Annotated in this window: 18 protein-coding genes and 1 pseudogene; 12 read left to right on the forward strand and 7 right to left on the reverse strand. The window is 61.9% G+C overall.

What is annotated here, in order from left to right:
- Positions 1–33: 33 nt before the first annotated feature.
- Entirely contained in the window at positions 34–816 is a 783-nt protein-coding gene (locus D906_RS14905) for a hypothetical protein (RefSeq protein WP_019096942.1), read from the forward strand.
- 49 nt (positions 817–865) lie between these two features.
- Here the strand turns inward: D906_RS14905 and prmB are convergent, their stop codons facing one another.
- Complete coding sequence (gene prmB, locus D906_RS14910) at positions 866–1,774, reverse strand: 50S ribosomal protein L3 N(5)-glutamine methyltransferase (RefSeq protein ID WP_016715065.1); 909 nt, start codon at positions 1,772–1,774, stop codon at positions 866–868.
- Positions 1,775–1,954: 180 nt separating this feature from the next.
- Between prmB and D906_RS14915 the strand changes: the two genes are divergently transcribed.
- The 5 genes from D906_RS14915 to D906_RS14935 all read left to right on the forward strand — a co-directional run bounded on the left by D906_RS14915 (position 1,955) and on the right by D906_RS14935 (position 4,620).
- Positions 1,955–2,545 (forward strand): cysteine hydrolase family protein, encoded by a 591-nt coding sequence (locus tag D906_RS14915; protein WP_016715064.1) that lies wholly within the window; start codon positions 1,955–1,957, stop codon positions 2,543–2,545.
- 86 nt (positions 2,546–2,631) lie between these two features.
- Positions 2,632–2,952 carry a hypothetical protein gene (locus D906_RS14920; protein WP_016715063.1) on the forward strand — a complete coding sequence of 107 codons (321 nt, stop codon included), beginning with the start codon at positions 2,632–2,634 and terminating at the stop codon, positions 2,950–2,952.
- A gap of 60 nt (positions 2,953–3,012) precedes the next feature.
- Positions 3,013–3,573, forward strand: a complete 561-nt coding sequence (locus D906_RS14925; protein ID WP_016715062.1) for a Smr/MutS family protein — start codon at positions 3,013–3,015, stop codon at positions 3,571–3,573.
- 70 nt (positions 3,574–3,643) lie between these two features.
- Positions 3,644–4,189 (forward strand): GTP cyclohydrolase I FolE, encoded by a 546-nt coding sequence (folE, locus tag D906_RS14930; protein ID WP_012271077.1) that lies wholly within the window; start codon positions 3,644–3,646, stop codon positions 4,187–4,189.
- Positions 4,190–4,248: 59 nt separating this feature from the next.
- Positions 4,249–4,620 carry a glutaredoxin domain-containing protein gene (locus tag D906_RS14935; RefSeq protein WP_027615882.1) on the forward strand — a complete coding sequence of 124 codons (372 nt, stop codon included), beginning with the start codon at positions 4,249–4,251 and terminating at the stop codon, positions 4,618–4,620.
- A 69-nt stretch (positions 4,621–4,689) separates the two neighbouring features.
- Here the strand turns inward: D906_RS14935 and D906_RS14940 are convergent, their stop codons facing one another.
- Positions 4,690–5,292, reverse strand: a complete 603-nt coding sequence (locus tag D906_RS14940; RefSeq protein ID WP_016715060.1) for a glutathione S-transferase family protein — start codon at positions 5,290–5,292, stop codon at positions 4,690–4,692.
- A gap of 145 nt (positions 5,293–5,437) precedes the next feature.
- On the opposite strand from D906_RS14940, the gene D906_RS14945 reads away from it, so the two are divergent.
- Positions 5,438–6,628, forward strand: coding sequence for a benzoate/H(+) symporter BenE family transporter (locus tag D906_RS14945; protein WP_016715059.1), 1,191 nt, complete (start codon positions 5,438–5,440; stop codon positions 6,626–6,628).
- Between the two features lie 83 nt (positions 6,629–6,711).
- Here D906_RS14945 and D906_RS27040 read toward each other — a convergent pair whose 3' ends face one another.
- From D906_RS27040 to D906_RS14955, 3 genes and pseudogenes are all read right to left on the reverse strand, one after another.
- Positions 6,712–7,593 carry a methyl-accepting chemotaxis protein gene (locus tag D906_RS27040; protein ID WP_371257726.1) on the reverse strand — a complete coding sequence of 294 codons (882 nt, stop codon included), beginning with the start codon at positions 7,591–7,593 and terminating at the stop codon, positions 6,712–6,714.
- A 27-nt stretch (positions 7,594–7,620) separates the two neighbouring features.
- Positions 7,621–8,652, reverse strand: a pseudogene (locus tag D906_RS27045) (methyl-accepting chemotaxis protein); the annotation flags it as partial.
- 252 nt (positions 8,653–8,904) lie between these two features.
- Positions 8,905–9,666, reverse strand: a complete 762-nt coding sequence (locus D906_RS14955; RefSeq protein ID WP_027615884.1) for an SDR family oxidoreductase — start codon at positions 9,664–9,666, stop codon at positions 8,905–8,907.
- A 176-nt stretch (positions 9,667–9,842) separates the two neighbouring features.
- Here D906_RS14955 and D906_RS14960 point away from each other — a divergent pair, with 176 nt between their 5' ends.
- Together D906_RS14960 and D906_RS14965 are read left to right on the forward strand one after the other, a co-directional pair.
- Positions 9,843–10,844, forward strand: a complete 1,002-nt coding sequence (locus tag D906_RS14960; RefSeq protein ID WP_019096945.1) for an NADP-dependent oxidoreductase — start codon at positions 9,843–9,845, stop codon at positions 10,842–10,844.
- 165 nt (positions 10,845–11,009) lie between these two features.
- Complete coding sequence (locus tag D906_RS14965; protein ID WP_081741899.1) at positions 11,010–12,035, forward strand: acyltransferase; 1,026 nt, start codon at positions 11,010–11,012, stop codon at positions 12,033–12,035.
- Positions 12,036–12,127: 92 nt separating this feature from the next.
- Here the strand turns inward: D906_RS14965 and pyrF are convergent, their stop codons facing one another.
- Positions 12,128–12,829, reverse strand: coding sequence for an orotidine-5'-phosphate decarboxylase (gene pyrF / locus D906_RS14970; protein WP_019096946.1), 702 nt, complete (start codon positions 12,827–12,829; stop codon positions 12,128–12,130).
- A 180-nt stretch (positions 12,830–13,009) separates the two neighbouring features.
- Here pyrF and D906_RS14975 point away from each other — a divergent pair, with 180 nt between their 5' ends.
- Positions 13,010–13,177 (forward strand): DUF2897 family protein, encoded by a 168-nt coding sequence (locus D906_RS14975; RefSeq protein ID WP_003252762.1) that lies wholly within the window; start codon positions 13,010–13,012, stop codon positions 13,175–13,177.
- Between the two features lie 223 nt (positions 13,178–13,400).
- On the opposite strand, the gene D906_RS14980 is transcribed toward D906_RS14975, so the two are convergent.
- On the reverse strand, positions 13,401–13,736 hold the full coding sequence (locus tag D906_RS14980; protein WP_016715053.1) for a ComEA family DNA-binding protein: 336 nt from the start codon (positions 13,734–13,736) through the stop codon (positions 13,401–13,403).
- A 688-nt stretch (positions 13,737–14,424) separates the two neighbouring features.
- Here D906_RS14980 and wecB point away from each other — a divergent pair.
- Both wecB and wecC read left to right on the forward strand, forming a co-directional pair.
- Positions 14,425–15,567: a non-hydrolyzing UDP-N-acetylglucosamine 2-epimerase gene (gene wecB / locus D906_RS14985; protein WP_019096947.1), complete on the forward strand. Its 1,143-nt coding sequence runs from the start codon at positions 14,425–14,427 to the stop codon at positions 15,565–15,567.
- Positions 15,564–16,826, forward strand: coding sequence for a UDP-N-acetyl-D-mannosamine dehydrogenase (gene wecC, locus D906_RS14990; protein WP_019096948.1), 1,263 nt, complete (start codon positions 15,564–15,566; stop codon positions 16,824–16,826). The genes wecB and wecC overlap by 4 nt, the downstream gene beginning before the upstream one ends.
- Positions 16,827–16,835: the final 9 nt, after the last annotated feature.

Genomic DNA, 16,835 nt, shown 5'->3' on the forward strand with positions numbered 1-16,835 from the left:
CGATACAGCAGGCATAGCCGAGGACTTGCCCTGATGACAATCGCCCCCGCCGCCGAAGAGCCGGCCGAAGAGCCCCAGCCAAGCGCCGCCCTGCCTTGGGCCGACCTTGCCGCCGAACATTTCCAGCTACTGCGCCTGGCAGCCCTGCCCACAGACCGCAGCACCGGCGCGCGGCCGCTGCGCTTTGTGCAGTTCGGCTATGCCGAACGCCACGACAAGGCACACAGCCTGTTGCGCATGGAAATCCAGCTGCCCGGGCAGAAAGTGCACAAAGAGCAGAACCGCCTGGACATCCGCGTCGACCATGCCGAGCGCCTGGTACGTATCGGCAATGAACATGGCCTGCAACTTGAACCGGTGAACCGTGGTATCGGCCGCTTCATGCTGGCCCAGGCCGTGCAGTGGCTGCAGCGCAAGTGGTCGCACTATCGGGTGGAGGGCATGGCGCTGCCGAGCAAGGATGCGTTGAACGAGGACTCGCGCCTGCGCCGTGACCACTGCTTGCGCGGGGTGGGTATCGAGGTGGAGTACGAGGACAGCCAGCATTTGAAGGGCCGTACCGTGGACATGACCGTGGGCCAGCTCAAAGCCGCCTGGAGCAGCGAGCGACTGCAGCGGGTGGAGATTCTGGATGCCGCCAACCTGCTGCAGCAGGCCGACCAGCAGTTGCAGGAAAAGGAAGGGCAACTGCGCGAGCGTGATGAGCGGGTGGCCAAATACCAGCGCGAAGACGGCGGGTTGCGCTTTACCATTACCTGTCTGGTGGCGTTTGCGGTGTTTCAGGCGGGATTGTTGATCTGGATCGCCACCCGCTGAGACCGCGTGAGCCGATGGAGATTGGGGCCGCTTTGCGGCCCCAAATGGCTCAGACCCGGGCTTTGAACAGCTCCTGATGCTGGCGGCACTGCTCAGCGGTCAGCATGAACACCCCATGCCCGCCGCGCTCGAACTCCAGCCAGGCAAAGTCCACCTCAGGGTACAGCGCCTCGACATGCACCTGGCTGTTGCCCACCTCGACAATCAGCAAACCCTTGTCAGTCAGATGGTCTGCCGCTTCGGCCAGCATGCGCCGCACCAGGTCCAGGCCGTCGTTGCCGCAGGCCAGGCCCAGCTCGGGCTCGTGGTGGTACTCGGCCGGCATGTCGTCGAAGTCTTCGGCATCGACATACGGCGGGTTGGACAGGATCAAGTCGAAACGCTGCCCCGGCAGGCCGCCAAAGCCATCACCCTGCACGGTGTACACGCGGCCGTCGAGGCCATGGCGTTCGATATTCTGGTTGGCCACCTCAAGCGCCTGGAACGACAGGTCGGCCAGCACCACCTCGGCCTCGGGGAACACGTCGGCAGCTACGATGCCGATGCAGCCCGAGCCGGTGCACAGGTCGAGAATGCGCGCAGGCTCGCTGGCCAGCCACGGTTCGAAGCGTTTTTCGATCAGTTCGCCAATGGGTGAACGCGGTACCAGTACCCGTTCGTCGACGATGAACGACATGCCGCAGAACCAGGCCTCGCCCAGCAGGTAGGCGGCAGGCACGCGCTCTTCAATGCGGCGTTTGAGCAGGTGCTGCAGGCGTACCCGCTCGTCGTCCTCGAGCATGCAGTCCAGGTAGCTGTCGGCCACCTCCCATGGCAGGTGCACCGCACCCAGCACCAGCAGGCGGGCCTCGTCCCAGGCGTTGTCGGCACCGTGGCCGAAGAACAGGTCGTGCTCGTGGAAGCGGCTGACCGCCCAGCGGATGTAGTCGCGCAGCGTGCGCAGACGGGATGTGATCACGGGGTACTCCTATTTCAGACCGGACAAAAGTCTAACAGCCCCACCCGCACATTTGTTCCTTTGCCTTACCCAAAGGCTAGCCACAGGCCAGTAACCATGCCGCTTGCGTTGTCAACCATTCCCATTGGCGCCAAGGCAGGGGACAATAGGTATACAAAAGCCCTATCCAAGGAGCCCTTGATGTCCGTTCCAACCACGATGTTCCGCCTCACTGGCCGCGACTACCCGCCGGCCAAGCTGAGCCACGCCAGCCTGATCATCATCGATGCGCAAAAGGAGTACCTCAGTGGTCCCCTGCAGCTGTCGGGCATGGACGAGGCCGTGGCCAACATCGCCAGGTTGCTCGACGCCGCGCGCAAAAGCGGCCGTCCGATCATCCATGTACGCCACTTGGGCACTGTCGGTGGCCGCTTCGACCCACAGGGCCCGGCCGGCCAGTTCATTCCGGGGCTGGAGCCCCAGGAAGGCGAAATCGTCATCGAAAAGCGCATGCCTAACGCGTTCAAGAACACCAAACTGCACGAGACCTTGCAGGAGCTCGGCCACCTGGACCTGATCGTCTGCGGTTTCATGAGCCACTCCAGCGTCAGCACCACCGTGCGCCGCGCCAAGGACTATGGTTACCGGTGCACCCTGGTGGAAGACGCCTCGGCAACCCGCGACCTCGCCTTCAAGGACGGGGTAATCCCGGCCGCACAGATCCACCAGTGCGAAATGGCCGTAATGGCCGACAACTTCGCTTGCGTGGCCCCCACCGCCAGCCTGATCTAAGGGGCTGGGCACGACCGCCCGGCAGCCGGGCGGAACCCGATGGGCGGCAGCAGGTCGAATTCCGGATATCCACAGAGGAGAGCGGAATGAAGCTTAAAGGCAGTTTCGACGCCAAGCGCCTGCGCCCGCGCCAACCGCGTAACTGGGGCGCCCGCCTGGCGGCCGGCCTGTCGGCCCTGCTGGCGACCTTGGGCGTACTGCTGGCCATGGCCGGTGTTGCCGGCCTGCTGGGCAATTACCCTGCCCTGCAAGAACTCAATGCCAACAAGCCGCTGTCCAGCATCCTCACCGGGGCTGGATTGCTGCTGCTGTGGCTGGGTGTGCGGTTTTGGCGGCGTAGCCGTATTCGCTTGCGTCGCGGGCGGGAGTTGAACCTGTCGCCACACCTGATGAAGAAGCATGATTGATGGCTTGGTATCACCTGCGCCCCACAGTCGCGTAAACTACGCCGCCAACGTGGAGGCATCATGCAAGACGACGATTTTTCCCTGTTCAAGGCCGAAGTGCGCGGCGTAAAGCAAATCCGCCACGACCGTGCCGAAGTAGGCAAGCCCAAGGCCGACCGCCAGCAGCTGGCTGGCCTTCGCCAGGCAGCGACAGTGCGCAGTGACAAGGCCCTGGTGATCGACGGCATGTCCGATCAGTTCGTTATCGACGTTGGCGCTGAAGACGAGCTGATGTGGCGCCGCGACGGCGTGCAGGAAGGCCAGTTGCGCAAGCTGAAACTGGGGCAAATTCCGTTCGAAGGCAGCCTCGACCTGCACGGCATGACCGTGGAAAAGGCCCGCGAAACCCTGTGGGACTTCATCGCCGAAGCCACCAAGCTGGAAGTGCGCTGCGTGCGGGTGACCCACGGCAAGGCTGCCCGCCTGGACGGCAAGCGTCCGATGATCAAGAGCCACGTCAACACCTGGCTGCGCCAGCACCCGCAGGTGCTCGGTTTTGCCTCTTGCAGCGCCCGCCACGGCGGTACCGGCGCGGTGTATGTGATGCTAAAGCGAACCATGCTCGAAGGCCGCGACGAGTAACGCCGCGCTTGCAGCGCCGCCCTCACCGCCGTACCCTTCGTTTTTGCGATTTTTTCCCACAGGTAGATCCATGTCCCTGGAACAGAACTACACCGAGATCCTCAGCCAGATTGGCGAGGACGTCTCCCGTGAGGGCCTGCTCGACACGCCCAAGCGGGCTGCAAAGGCGATGAAGTACCTTTGCCGCGGTTATGAGCAAACACTGGAAGAAGTCACCAACAACGCGTTGTTCAGCTCTGACAACAGCGAAATGGTGCTGGTCCGGGACATCGAGCTGTATTCGATGTGCGAACACCACATGCTGCCGTTCATCGGCAAGGCACACGTTGCCTACCTGCCCAAGGGCAAGGTACTGGGCCTGTCCAAGGTTGCGCGTATCGTCGACATGTACGCCCGCCGCCTGCAGATCCAGGAAAACCTCAGCCGCCAGATCGCCGAGGCCGTGCAGCAGGTAACCGGTGCCGCCGGTGTGGCCGTGGTGGTCGAAGCCAAGCACATGTGCATGATGATGCGCGGTGTCGAGAAGCAGAACTCGACCATGATCACTTCGGTGATGCTGGGTGAGTTCCGCGAAAACGCCGCCACCCGCAGCGAGTTCCTCAGCCTGATCAAGTGATTGGCTGCTGACCCCAAGCCGACCCTGCCGGGTCGGCTTTTTCATTTCAGGAGTTGCCCATGATCGTCAAAGCCCTGCGGGTTGGCCTCGGCCAGCTCATCGTGTTCGGCGACTGGATCAGCCGCCCGGCCAAGCGCAAACGCGACGCCGCCGCCCAGGCCCGCGTCGAGCAAGCGGCCAAGGGCCTGGCGCTGTACCAGTTCCACGCCTGCCCGTTCTGCGTCAAGACCCGCCGCACCCTGCACCGGCTGAACGTGCCGGTGGCACTGCGCGATGCCAAGAACGACCCGGTGCACCGTCAGGCCCTGCAAGAGGGTGGCGGCCGGGTGAAAGTGCCGTGCCTGCGCATCGAAGAAGGCGACAAGGTAACCTGGATGTATGAATCCAAGGCCATCATTGCTTATCTGGATGAGCGCTTTGCTTCCATCTGATGGCTTGTAGTTTTCCTGTACTGGTCCTTTCGCGGGCTGGCCCGCGAAGAGGCCGGTACAGGCTAAAGATCAGCCCACCATCGGCACATGCCGCGGGTGGCTGCTGACGCGTTCCAGCCAGGCCCTTACTGCCGGGTAATCGGCCAGATCGAACCCGCCCTGATGCGCCACATGGGTATAGGCATACAGCGCCACATCGGCAATCGAATACTGCTCACCCACCAGATACGGCGTCATCTGCAACTGCCGCTCCATCACCTTCAGCGCCTTGTAACCGCCCTTGTGCAGCTTGCGGTACTCCTCCAGGCGCTCATCCGGCAGCCCCAGGTAGAACTGGATAAACCGGGCCACGGCAATGTACGGCTCATGGCTGTACTGCTCGAAGAACTGCCACTGCAGCACCTGGGTACGTAGACGCGGCTCGCTGGGCAGAAACTCGCTGCCATCGGCCAGGAAGTTGAGAATGGCATTGGACTCCCACAAGTAACTGCCATCTTCCAGCTCCAGCACTGGCACCTTGCCATTAGGGTTCATCGCCAGAAACTCGGGCGTTTCGGTCTCGCCCTTGAGGATATCCACCGGGTGCCATTCATACGGCCGGCCCAGCAGGCTCAACATCAGCTTGACCTTGTAGCAGTTGCCCGACTGGTAGTCGCCATAGACCTTGTACATTGCCCCTCCCCTTCCAAGCAGTTTCGCATTTGTGCCCAATAGTTGGCGACTGTACGGCTAAAAGCAATGGCCGCTGTATGGCAAGGATCAACCTTGCGCGCTGTAGTCTGAAAAAACTGCTTACACCTTTACAAGGACTTTGTTCATGACCGATGCCACCTCCGCACGCCTGCGGCCCCTGGCAGACAGCTCCCCGTCGGCGGTCGTCGCCGGCTTTATCGCCATGCTCACCGGCTATACCAGTTCGCTGGTGCTGATGTTCCAGGCTGGCCAGGCAGCCGGGCTTACCACTGCACAGATTTCGTCCTGGATCTGGGCGCTTTCAATCGGCATGGCGGTGTGCAGCATCGGCCTGTCACTGCGTTACCGCACACCGATCACCGTCGCCTGGTCCACCCCCGGTGCCGCCTTGCTGATTACCAGCCTGGGCGGCGTGAGCTATGGCGAGGCCATTGGCGCCTACATCACCTGCGCCGTGCTGGTGCTCATCTGCGGCCTGACCGGCAGCTTCGAGCGCCTGGTCAAACGCATCCCGGCTTCGCTGGCCTCGGCGCTGCTGGCGGGTATTCTGTTCAAGATCGGCAGCGAAATTTTCGTTGCCGCGCAGCACCGCACGTTGCTGGTGCTGGGCATGTTCTTCAGCTACCTGCTGGTCAAGCGCCTGTCGCCGCGCTACTGCGTGCTGGCCGCGCTGCTGGTGGGCACTGCGTTATCCGGGGCCCTGGGCCTGCTCGACTTCAGCGGCTTCCAGCTGGAAGTGGCCAAACCGGTATGGACCACGCCGAGCTTCTCGCTGGCAGCCACCATCAGCATTGGCATTCCGCTGTTCGTGGTAGCGATGACCTCGCAAAACATGCCCGGCGTGGCTGTGCTGCGCGCCGACGGCTACCAAGTGCCGGCCTCACCACTGATCTCGGCCACCGGCTTTGCCTCGCTGCTACTGGCACCCTTCGGTTCGCATGGGGTCAACCTGGCGGCGATCAGCGCGGCGATCTGCACGGGGCCGCATGCCCATGAAGACCCGGCCAAGCGCTACACAGCAGCAGTGTGGTGCGGGATTTTCTACGGTATTGCCGGGGTGTTCGGCGCAACCCTGGCGGCGTTGTTTGCGGCACTGCCGAAGGAGCTGGTGCTGTCGATTGCCGCCTTGGCGCTGTTTGGTTCGATCATGAACGGGCTGACCGTGGCCATGAGCGAGGCGCGTGAGCGGGAGGCGGCGTTGATCACCTTTATGGTCACGGCTTCGGGGCTGACACTGTTTTCGATTGGCTCGGCGTTCTGGGGGATTGTAGCGGGGGTGGTGACCTTGATGATCCTCAACCCGCGTCGGGTATGACGGTAGATTGGCGTTAGGGTTGAGATCGAGCGCCGCGCGGGCGGCGCTCGATTTCAGAACCAACAAAAATCCCAAGACCAACACTACAACCTGAAATGCCCCACCATCCCTTTCAAATCCTTACCCAACTGCGCCAGCTCCACACTGGACCTGGCATTGTCCTGCATCGCCAACGCCGCCTGGTCCGCGCTACCGCGAATCTGCGTCACGCTACGGCTGATTTCTTCCGCCACCGAACTCTGCTGCTCGGCCGCTGCGGCGATCTGCTGGTTCATCTGCTGAATCAACGAAACCGCCGACGCAATGCTGCCCAGCGCGCTCTCGGTCTGTAGCGCATCTGCCACCGCCAGGCGCACCAGTTCGGTACTGCCGCGAATCTGCGCCACCGACTGCTGGGCGTTGCCACGCAGGCTGGCGACCAGTGTCTCGATCTGCTCGGTAGACTGCCGGGTACGCCGCGCCAACGCGCGCACTTCATCGGCCACCACGGCAAAACCACGCCCCTGCTCACCCGCACGGGCGGCCTCGATGGCAGCATTGAGCGCCAGCAGGTTGGTCTGCTCGGCCACACTCTTGATCACTTCCAGCACATCGCCAATGGTGTGGATTTCGGCACTGAGGCTGTCGATACCGGCACTGGCCGTTTCTGCCGCAGACGCCAGCTGCTCGATGCGCTGCATGCTCTGGCGCACCACTTGTTGCCCCGACTCGACCTTGTCGTCCGCAGCCTGGGCCGCCTGCGCCGCTTCCTCGGCATTGCGTGCCACATCGTGCACGGTGGCGGTCATCTGCTGCATGGCGGTGGCCACCTGTTCGGTTTCCTCTTTCTGGCTGCCCACCTCGCGGTTGGTCTGCTCGGTCACTGCCGACAACGCCTGGGCATTGCCCGCCAGTTGTTCGATACCTTGCTGCAAGCCACTGACAATACCCGACAGGCCCGCCGCCATCTGCTGCATGGCCTGCATCAGTTGCCCCACTTCGTCGCGACGCGGCGCCTGGGCGTCGAACCCCAACTCGCCAGCGGCAATGCGCTGGGCACGGGCGATCACATGCTTGAGCGGGCCGACGACCGCACGGGTAATCAGCCAGGCTGCCAGCAAGCCGACAACCAGCGCCAACGCCGTGGCCAGGCCAATAGCTATGGCATTGCGCTGCAGCTCACCCTGCAGCACCTGCTCCTGGCCCAGATAAGCCTGGTCGACCCGACCGGTGACTTGCTCGGCGCTGGCTTGCAACTGGGCTTTGAGCCCCTGCTCACGGGCCAGCTGGTCGGTGTATTCGTTGAGTTTTTCCGAGAAGCTGCCAATGTGCCCCGCCACCTCGCCCAATACACTCTGGTAGCCGGCATCACTGACCGTACCCTGCAACTGGCCTACCAGGCTGGCGGCCTCCACTGTCTGGGCAATACGCTCCTGGCTTACGCCCTCTTCGCCTTTGCGGCTTTTTTCCAGGCGTACCCGTGCTTCGTCCATGGCCTGCAACATCAACCGCGACACCTGCGCCACCTGCGCAGCCTGCTCCAGAAACTCGCCGCCCTGCTGGCCCTGGGACTGTTTGAGGGTGTAGACACCGTCATCGGCCAGGCCGGCCTGCAGCACATCGAGGTTATTGGCCACGCTGGACACCGACCAGCTGGCCATGTCCAGTGCCAGCTCCTTGGCCTGCACGGCCTCCACAAAGGCCTCGAAAGCCTGGCCGTAGGCTGTCAGGTCGCTTTGCGCCGCCGCCAGCGACGGCAAGCCACGGGCGCGCTCGGCAAGGCCCTGGAGGCCGTTGCGCAAAGCCTCGGCCTGCTGGATGTCGGAGCGCAAGGCAAACGCCTGCTCGTGCTGGCGCAAGCGCAGCAGGTCGGTATTGAACTGCGCCAACTGGCGCAAACTGTCGAAGCGCTGGCCAACGCTGTGCAAGGCAGCAATGCCGATGGCCGCCACTGCCAGGGTAAGTACCAGCACCAGGGCAAAGCCCAAGCCGAGTTTGCGGGCCATGCCCAGGTTGGCCAGCACACCGTGCTTGCTCGCGCCCATCGCCGACTCCCCTTCTGCGTGTAAGGTTATCCCGAGGGCCAAGGGTGGCAACGTTGCCAACCGATGAACAAGGGCCTGGCGTCAGAATAGTGTCAAATAGCTATGAGCGTGTCGTTTTCAGCTTGGCAGGGGTCGCCCTGCATGCCAGAGGAAAGCCTGAACGCGGGAATCCTGCCCGTAAGCGACATTGATACGCAGCCAGGCTGCTGGCCTCGCCGTGGTAATCAACGGCGCTGCCAGGCACAGATCGGCTCAGATCGCCGTCGCCCCACCATCCACTGTCAGGCAATGCCCGGTGGTAAACGCCGCGCCGTCGCTGCACAGGTACAACACGGCGCTGGCAATTTCCTCGACCTTGCCGATCCGCCCCACCGGGTGCATGGCGGCGGCGAACTCGGCCTTGCGCGGGTCAGCCTCGTAGGCACGGCGGAACATGTCGGTGTCGATCACTGCCGGGCAAACGGCGTTCACGCGGATGCCCTTCTTCGCGTACTCGATGGCCGCCGACTTGGTCAGGCCAATCACCGCATGCTTGCTGGCACTGTAAATGCTCATCTTCGGCGCCGCCCCCAATCCCGCCACCGAAGCGGTATTGACGATTACCCCACCGCCCTGGGCCAGCAACAAGGGCAGCTGGTATTTCATGCACAACCACACGCCCTTCACATTCACGCCCATGATGGCATCGAACTCGGCCTCGCTACCCTCGGCCAGGCGGTTTTGCTCTATCTCGATGCCGGCATTGTTGTAGGCGTAGTCCAGCCGGCCGTAAGCGGCAATCAGCCGCTCATGCAACTGACGCACCTCGGCGTCGCGGGTAACGTCGCAGGCAATGAACAGCCCGTCGCCGCCCACCGCGTGGATCAGCGCCACGGTGGCTTCGCCGCCAACCGGGTCGAGGTCGGCTACCACCACTTTCAGGCCCTCACGGGCGAAAGCCAGGGCAGTTGCCCGGCCGATACCGGCGGCGGCGCCGGTAACCAGGGCCACCTGGCCAGAAAAGGTCATGCTCATCGCGTGCTCCTGTGAGGGTTGGCTGGGGTGCAGAGCATAGTCAGCCACGTCAGGGCCGGGCAGCATCATCACACCAACGGTTGGGCTACCATGCTTGTCAGTGATGTTACGGACCTACCTACATCAACAAGGTAGATTGAACGCCTGACTCCCTCCACAGCCCACAAGGACCCGCCATGACCCAGACCAACCGCCGTTTCCTGCTCGCCAAACGCCCGGTCGGCGCTGTGCGCCGTGATGACTTCAACTTCGAGAGCGTACCCACCGAACAACCCGGCGAAGGCCAGGTGCTGGTGCGCAACCTGTACCTCTCCCTGGACCCGGCCATGCGCGGCTGGATGAACGAAGGCAAGTCTTACATCCCGCCGGTGGCCCTGGGCCAGGTGATGCGTGCCCTGGGCGTGGGTGAGGTGGTCGCCTCCAACCACCCCGCCTTCAAGCCGGGCGACCATGTAAGCGGCGCCCTTGGCGTGCAGGACTACTTCACCGGCGAACCCCAGGGCCTGCACAAGATCGACCCCAACCTGGCGCCCCTGCCCCGCTACCTGTCGGCACTGGGCATGACCGGCATGACCGCCTATTTCGCCCTGCTGGACGTAGGCCAGCCCAAGGCCGGCGACACCGTGGTCATTTCCGGCGCGGCCGGTGCGGTGGGCAGCATTGTCGGGCAGATCGCCAAGGTCAAAGGCTGCCGTGTGGTCGGTATTGCCGGCGGCGCCCAGAAATGCCAGTACCTGAAGGACGAACTGGGCTTCGACGGGGTGATCGACTACAAAGCCGAAGACGTGCTGGCCGGCCTGAAACGTGAATGCCCCAAAGGTGTGGACGTGTACTTCGACAACGTGGGCGGCGACATCCTCGATGCCGTGCTGACCCGCATCAACTACAAGGCCCGTATCGTGATTTGCGGCGCCATCAGCCAGTACAACAACAAAGAGGCCGTAAAAGGCCCGGCCAACTACCTGTCGCTGCTGGTGAACCGTGCGCGCATGGAAGGCTTTGTTGTGATGGATTACAGCAAGGATTACGGCAAGGCCGCGCTGGAAATTGCCGGGTGGCTGGCTAGTGGGCAGGTGAAGAGCAAGGAGGATGTGGTGGAGGGGCTGGAGACGTTCCCCGAGACACTGTTGAAGCTGTTCAGTGGGGAGAACTTTGGCAAGTTGGTGCTGAAGGTCTAACGCTGGAAAAGCCTGCGCCGCCCCCTGCAGGAGCGGCGCAGGCTCTGAAACCGGGTGTCAGCCCCCGGTTGTGGCACTTTCGCCGCTTGCAGTTTCCCCCGCCCGCCCTACATTCAGGCATCCACAGACACCCATTACGCAGGGCAGCGATAAGGTGGGCAACCCATGCAGCATCCCTTGAATGCCGGACTCGACTTTTGCAGGATCGCCGCCTGTTTCATGGTGATACTGCTTCACATCGCATCAGCCGGGGCAATGCAACTGGATGACAACTGGATGTCCTCCAACATCTACAACTCCCTGGTCAGGTCTTGCGTCCCCCTGTTCCTGATGCTGTCTGGCGCCCTGCTGCTTGACCGGGCAGAGGGTGCAATCACGTTCTACCAGAAACGCTTTGTGCGCATACTGCCGCCGCTGCTCTTCTGGTCGGTGTTCTATGCGCTGTGGCGGACTACTCTGGGCACCGGGTACGGCAGCATGTGGCAAGCGGCAGTGGCCATGCTCCACGGCCCTGTCTACTATCACCTCTGGTACCTGTACGCGATCATCGGCATCTACCTGTTCATGCCGTTCATGGCCAAGGTCTACCAACATTGCGGGCTGCAGGAAAAGCGGGTGTTCCTGAGCCTGTGGCTGGTGATCAGTTGCCTGCTGCCCACCGCCGCACAGTTCAGCCCGGCGCTGGCCAACATGGTGCATACCTATGAGCTGTTTTCGTTCATGGGGTATGCGGGCTACGCGTTTCTGGGGGCTTATGTGTTTGAACAGATTCGCCAGCACGGCCCAGGCAACAACTGGGTAAATCTGGGCGGATTCGCCATCAGCGGCCTTCTGACCGCCGCCGCCACGCATGCCATGTCCATGCTGCAAGGCGTGCCCAACCAGATTTTCTATTCCTACGTATCTCCGTTGGTGGTGCTGGCCGCCATCTTTGCTTTTCGCCTGCTGCTTGCGCTGGGTGGCCAACTGGTACAGCACAGCAAGCTGCTGGCCGAGCTGTCAGGTTGCACGTTGGGGCTGTACTGCTTGCACGTGTTCATCATGAACCGGGCCAGCCTCCTTTATGGTCCGCTGATCGAGGGGCATTCGCTGGCGTGGTTGATACCGTTGCTGGCAGTGGCTGTGTTTCTGCTGACATGGGTACCGATCTACTTGCTCAGGCTGTTCAAGCCAGTGCGCGTCGTAATCTGACCGCGGCTGCCGATGAGGGGGGCAAACCCTGTCGGCGGCCAATAAAAAAGGCCAGCACACAGGTGCGGGCCTTTCTGTGACACACAGGCTACTTACCCGCGAATCTCCGCCACCACCGCAGCCAGCGCTTGCGCCGGGTCTGCCGCTTGGCTGATCGGCCGGCCGATCACCAGGTAATCAGACCCTGCATCCAGCGCCTGACGCGGGGTGAGGATACGGCGCTGGTCATCCTGCGCACTGCCTGCTGGGCGAATACCCGGGGTCACCAGTTGCAACGACGGGTGCGCAGCCTTCAGCGCCGGGGCCTCCAGCGCCGAGCACACCAAACCGTCCATGCCAGCCTTCTGCGCCAATGCCGCCAGGCGCAGCACCTGCTCTTGCGGGTCGATATCCAGGCCGATACCGGCCAGGTCTTCACGCTCCATGCTGGTCAGCACGGTCACGCCAATCAGCAATGGCTGTGGGCCGCTGCGCTTGGCCAGTTCTTCACGGCAGGCGGCCATCATGCGCAGGCCACCGGAGCAATGCACGTTCACCATCCATACACCCATCTCGGCGGCTGCCTTGACCGCCATGGCGGTGGTGTTGGGAATGTCGTGGAACTTGAGGTCCAGGAACACTTCGAAGCCCTTGTCGCACAGGGTTTCGACAATGCCCGAAGCGCTGCTGGTGAACAGCTCCTTGCCAACCTTCACCCGGCACAGCGCAGGGTCAAGCTGGTCAGCCAGCTTCAGGGCGGCCTCACGGGTAGGGAAATCCAGGGCGACGATCAGGGGCGTCTGGCAGGCGGACATGGGCAGGGTCTCTTGGCAAGTCGAAAACGGCGCGCATTGTAAACGAAGTGACGCAGGCTTTGGGGCCCACGGGGCACGGAATTGGCCCGGCGGTGGCTGGCTCCTATAATTGAACCAATGGAACGGGCTACTGCTCAAATTTCGTACAAGCAATGCTCCCCCCGTTTAAGGAGAACGACAATGCCCTGGTATGCCTGGCTGATCCTCATCATAGCCCTCGGCTCCATCGTCGGTGGCCTGATGATGCTGCGCGACACGGCAAAAAAACTGCCCCTCACCGAAGAACAATTGCGCAAGGTGCATGAGCGCAATGCCGAAGCGGATGCGAAGGATGCGCAGGACCGGTAAAAGGTTAAAGCAACGGGTTAAAAACCATGATGACGGGCATTTTTTTGACGCCCGCAAAAGCAATGGCTAAATCATTGTTTTATTGCATTTTTATTACCAGTAGCCTTGCCCTCTCGATATAAAAAGCCGCCCCTGCATAAATCACCCACTCGAATACGAAAGTGGTGATCGCAGGAGCGGCCTTATGCCGCCAAGGGCTGCAAAGCAGCGCTTGCCGCCCCCCTTACTCCACCATCACCTTATCCCGGTTGCGCTCCAGCAACGCATTCCCGATCCCTTTTATCTCCAGCAGCTCATCCACCGAAGCGAATGGCCCATTGGCCTCACGGTAGGCCACGATGGCCTCGGCCTTGGCCTTCCCGATGCCGTTCAGCTCCTTCTGCAAGGTCAGTGCATCAGCCTTGTTCAGGTCCAGCCGTGGCGCCTCTTGCGCCTGCATCTGGGCCACAACCGGCACCGGCTCTGGCACCGCCGTGGCACTGGCAGGTGCCGCGCTAAGGGAGAACGACAGGCTGGCGAACAGCGGCAGCAGCAGGTACGACAGAACGTTATTACGCATGAGTGAACACTCCTTGGGTTGGTCATTTTCCAGCAGCCGTTTTCCTTCGGCTGCGCAATCAACCCTAGCGGTTCTGCCACTTTGCAGACAGGCTCTTGGCGTGGTTAATCGTTACCGAATCAAACATTAAAAAAACCAACTTCGACCACCCAAAAATGATGGCGTTAAGCCATGTTTCGAGTTAACTTCATGAAAAAAAAGCGATGGCAAATCGCCGCTAGGTAAATTCCCGTTTAACCTGGCTTTCATTCAGACCAAAAGCTGTTGTTTTTCCTACAAGCCTTGCCGGACAAGGCTCCCACCCGTTCGTCGCATACGATAGTTATATTGACTTCGTTGGCATGATGCCTGTATGGGATCAAACAATCGTTTTATCCGATACATATAATCGAAATCGGATCCAATCTCTCGATAGTTAGAGGCAAATGCCCTTGATCAGGGGAAAAAAACGTGCCAGACGGGATGCCATATTGATGACAAAATGATAAATTCGCGGCCATAGGACAACCGCTTCGCTTGAAGGATCCGAGCAGAATGAATTTTTTTTCACCTCTCCCCCACTGGCCCTGCCCGATTTCTGTCGTGCCGCGCCAGCCAGGCCCCCCTCGGCCGACCTGAGCAACACCCGGATCCTCGCGTTTAGCATTCGTTCCAACCGCCTTCACTCAATACACAGAAGACCGTCGCCGTGTCCCTCAAGACCCTCATCGTATTTGGCACCCGCCCAGAAGCCATCAAAATGGCACCACTGGCCCTCAACCTTGCCCAGGACGACCGTTTCGAGTCGCGCGTCTGCGTAACCGGCCAGCACCGTCAGATGCTTGACCAGGTACTGGAGCTGTTCGAGATCACGCCCGACTACGACTTGAACATCATGAAGCCAGGCCAGGACCTGACCGACGTGACCACTGCCATTTTGCAGGGCCTGAAGCCTGTGCTGGCCGAGTTCAAGCCCGACGTGGTGCTGGTGCACGGCGACACCGCTACAACGCTGGCCACCAGCCTGGCCGCCTACTACCAGCAGATTCCGATCGCCCACGTGGAAGCAGGCCTGCGCACCGGCAACCTGTACTCGCCATGGCCGGAAGAAGGCAACCGCCGCCTGACCGGCGCCCTGGCCGCCCTGCACTTCGCGCCAACCTCCACCTCGCAGGACAACCTGCTGCGTGAAGGCACTGACGCCGCGACCATCTACACCACCGGCAACACGGTGATCGACGCGCTGCTGGAAGTCGTCCGCAAGCTGGAAAGCCCGGCCCTGAAAAACCAGTTCGAAGCCCAGTTCAGCTTCCTGAACCCTGAACGCCGCATGGTGCTGGTCACGGGCCACCGCCGCGAAAACTTTGGTGGCGGCTTCGAGCGCATCTGCCAGGCGCTGGTAGACACCGCGCGTCAATTCCCTGACGTGGATATCGTCTACCCGGTGCACCTCAACCCGAACGTGCGCGAACCGGTGAACCGCCTGCTGGCCGACGTCAACAACATCCACCTGATCGAACCGCTGGACTACCTGCCGTTCGTGTACCTGATGACCCGCTCGTACCTGATCCTCACCGACTCCGGCGGCATCCAGGAAGAAGCCCCTGCCCTGGGCAAGCCGGTACTGGTCATGCGTGACACCACCGAGCGCCCGGAAGCCGTGGCTGCCGGCACCGTCAAGCTGGTGGGTACCGACGTGGAATCGATCACCGAGAACCTGGCAAAACTGCTCACCGACGATGCGACCTACCGCGAGATGAGCTTCGCCCACAACCCCTACGGCGATGGAAAAGCGTGCGCGCGAATCCTCGACGCACTTTCCGCATTCTCTAACTCCAAGGACGCAGCATGAGCTTCAACAAGATTTCCGTCGTAGGCCTGGGCTACATCGGCCTGCCAACCGCCGCCGTTTTCGCCGCCCGCAAAAAGCACGTGATCGGTATCGATGTGAACCAGCACGCGGTCGACACCATCAACCGTGGCGAAATCCACATCGTCGAGCCTGAGCTGGACATGGTGGTTCACGCTGCCGTAACCGAAGGCTACCTGCGCGCCTCCACCGTGCCAGAAGCTGCCGACGCCTTCCTGATCGCCGTGCCGACCCCGTTCATGGATGACCACCAGCCGGACCTGAGCTACATCGAGTCCGCCAGCAAGGCCATCGCGCCCGTGCTGAAAAAAGGCGACCTGGTCATCCTGGAGTCCACCTCCCCGGTCGGTGCCACCGAGCAGATGGCCTTCTGGCTGGCACAAGCCCGCCCGGACCTGAGCTTCCCGCAAACCCACGGCGAAGCCTCCGACATCCGCATTGCCCACTGCCCTGAGCGCGTACTGCCAGGCCACGTGCTGCGCGAGCTGGTAGAAAACGACCGCATCATCGGCGGCATGACCAAGAAGTGCTCGGAAGCGGCTGTACGCCTGTACCGCACCTTCGTTGAAGGCGAGTGCATCGTCACCAATGCCCGCACTGCCGAAATGTGCAAGCTGACCGAAAACAGCTTCCGTGACGTGAACATTGCCTTCGCCAACGAACTGTCGATCATCTGCGACAAGTTGGACATCGACGTGTGGGAGCTGATTCGCCTGGCCAACCACCACCCACGCGTCAACATTCTGCAGCCTGGCCCGGGTGTTGGCGGCCACTGCATCGCGGTAGACCCATGGTTCATCGTCAGCCAGACCCCAGAGCAGGCTCGCTTGATCCGCACTGCCCGTGTGGTCAACGACAGCAAACCTGAGTGGGTGATCGACAAGGTCAAGATGGCCCTGGCCAACTTCCTGATCAAAAACCCGGGCAAGTCGGCCCAGCAAGTGAAAATCGCTTGCTACGGCCTGGCCTTCAAGGCCGACATCGACGACCTGCGCGAAAGCCCGGCCCTGAGCATCGCCGAGCGCCTGGGCAACGAGCTGGAAGCCACCCTGCAACTGGTCGAGCCGAACATCGAAGCCCTGCCGCAGCGCCTGGCGCGCCACGAGCATGTGGAATTCGACTTTGCCCAGGACAGCGCCGACATCCACGTGCTGCTGGTGAAGCACCGCGAATTCCGCGGCACCTTCAACGTACGCGACGCGGCCTTTGTGATCGACGCCGCTGGCGTTACCCAGGCCTGATGGACCCAA

The organism is Pseudomonas sp. LAIL14HWK12:I1 (assembly GCF_003202095.1).
Taxonomy (GTDB): Bacteria; Pseudomonadota; Gammaproteobacteria; order Pseudomonadales; family Pseudomonadaceae; genus Aquipseudomonas; species Aquipseudomonas monteilii.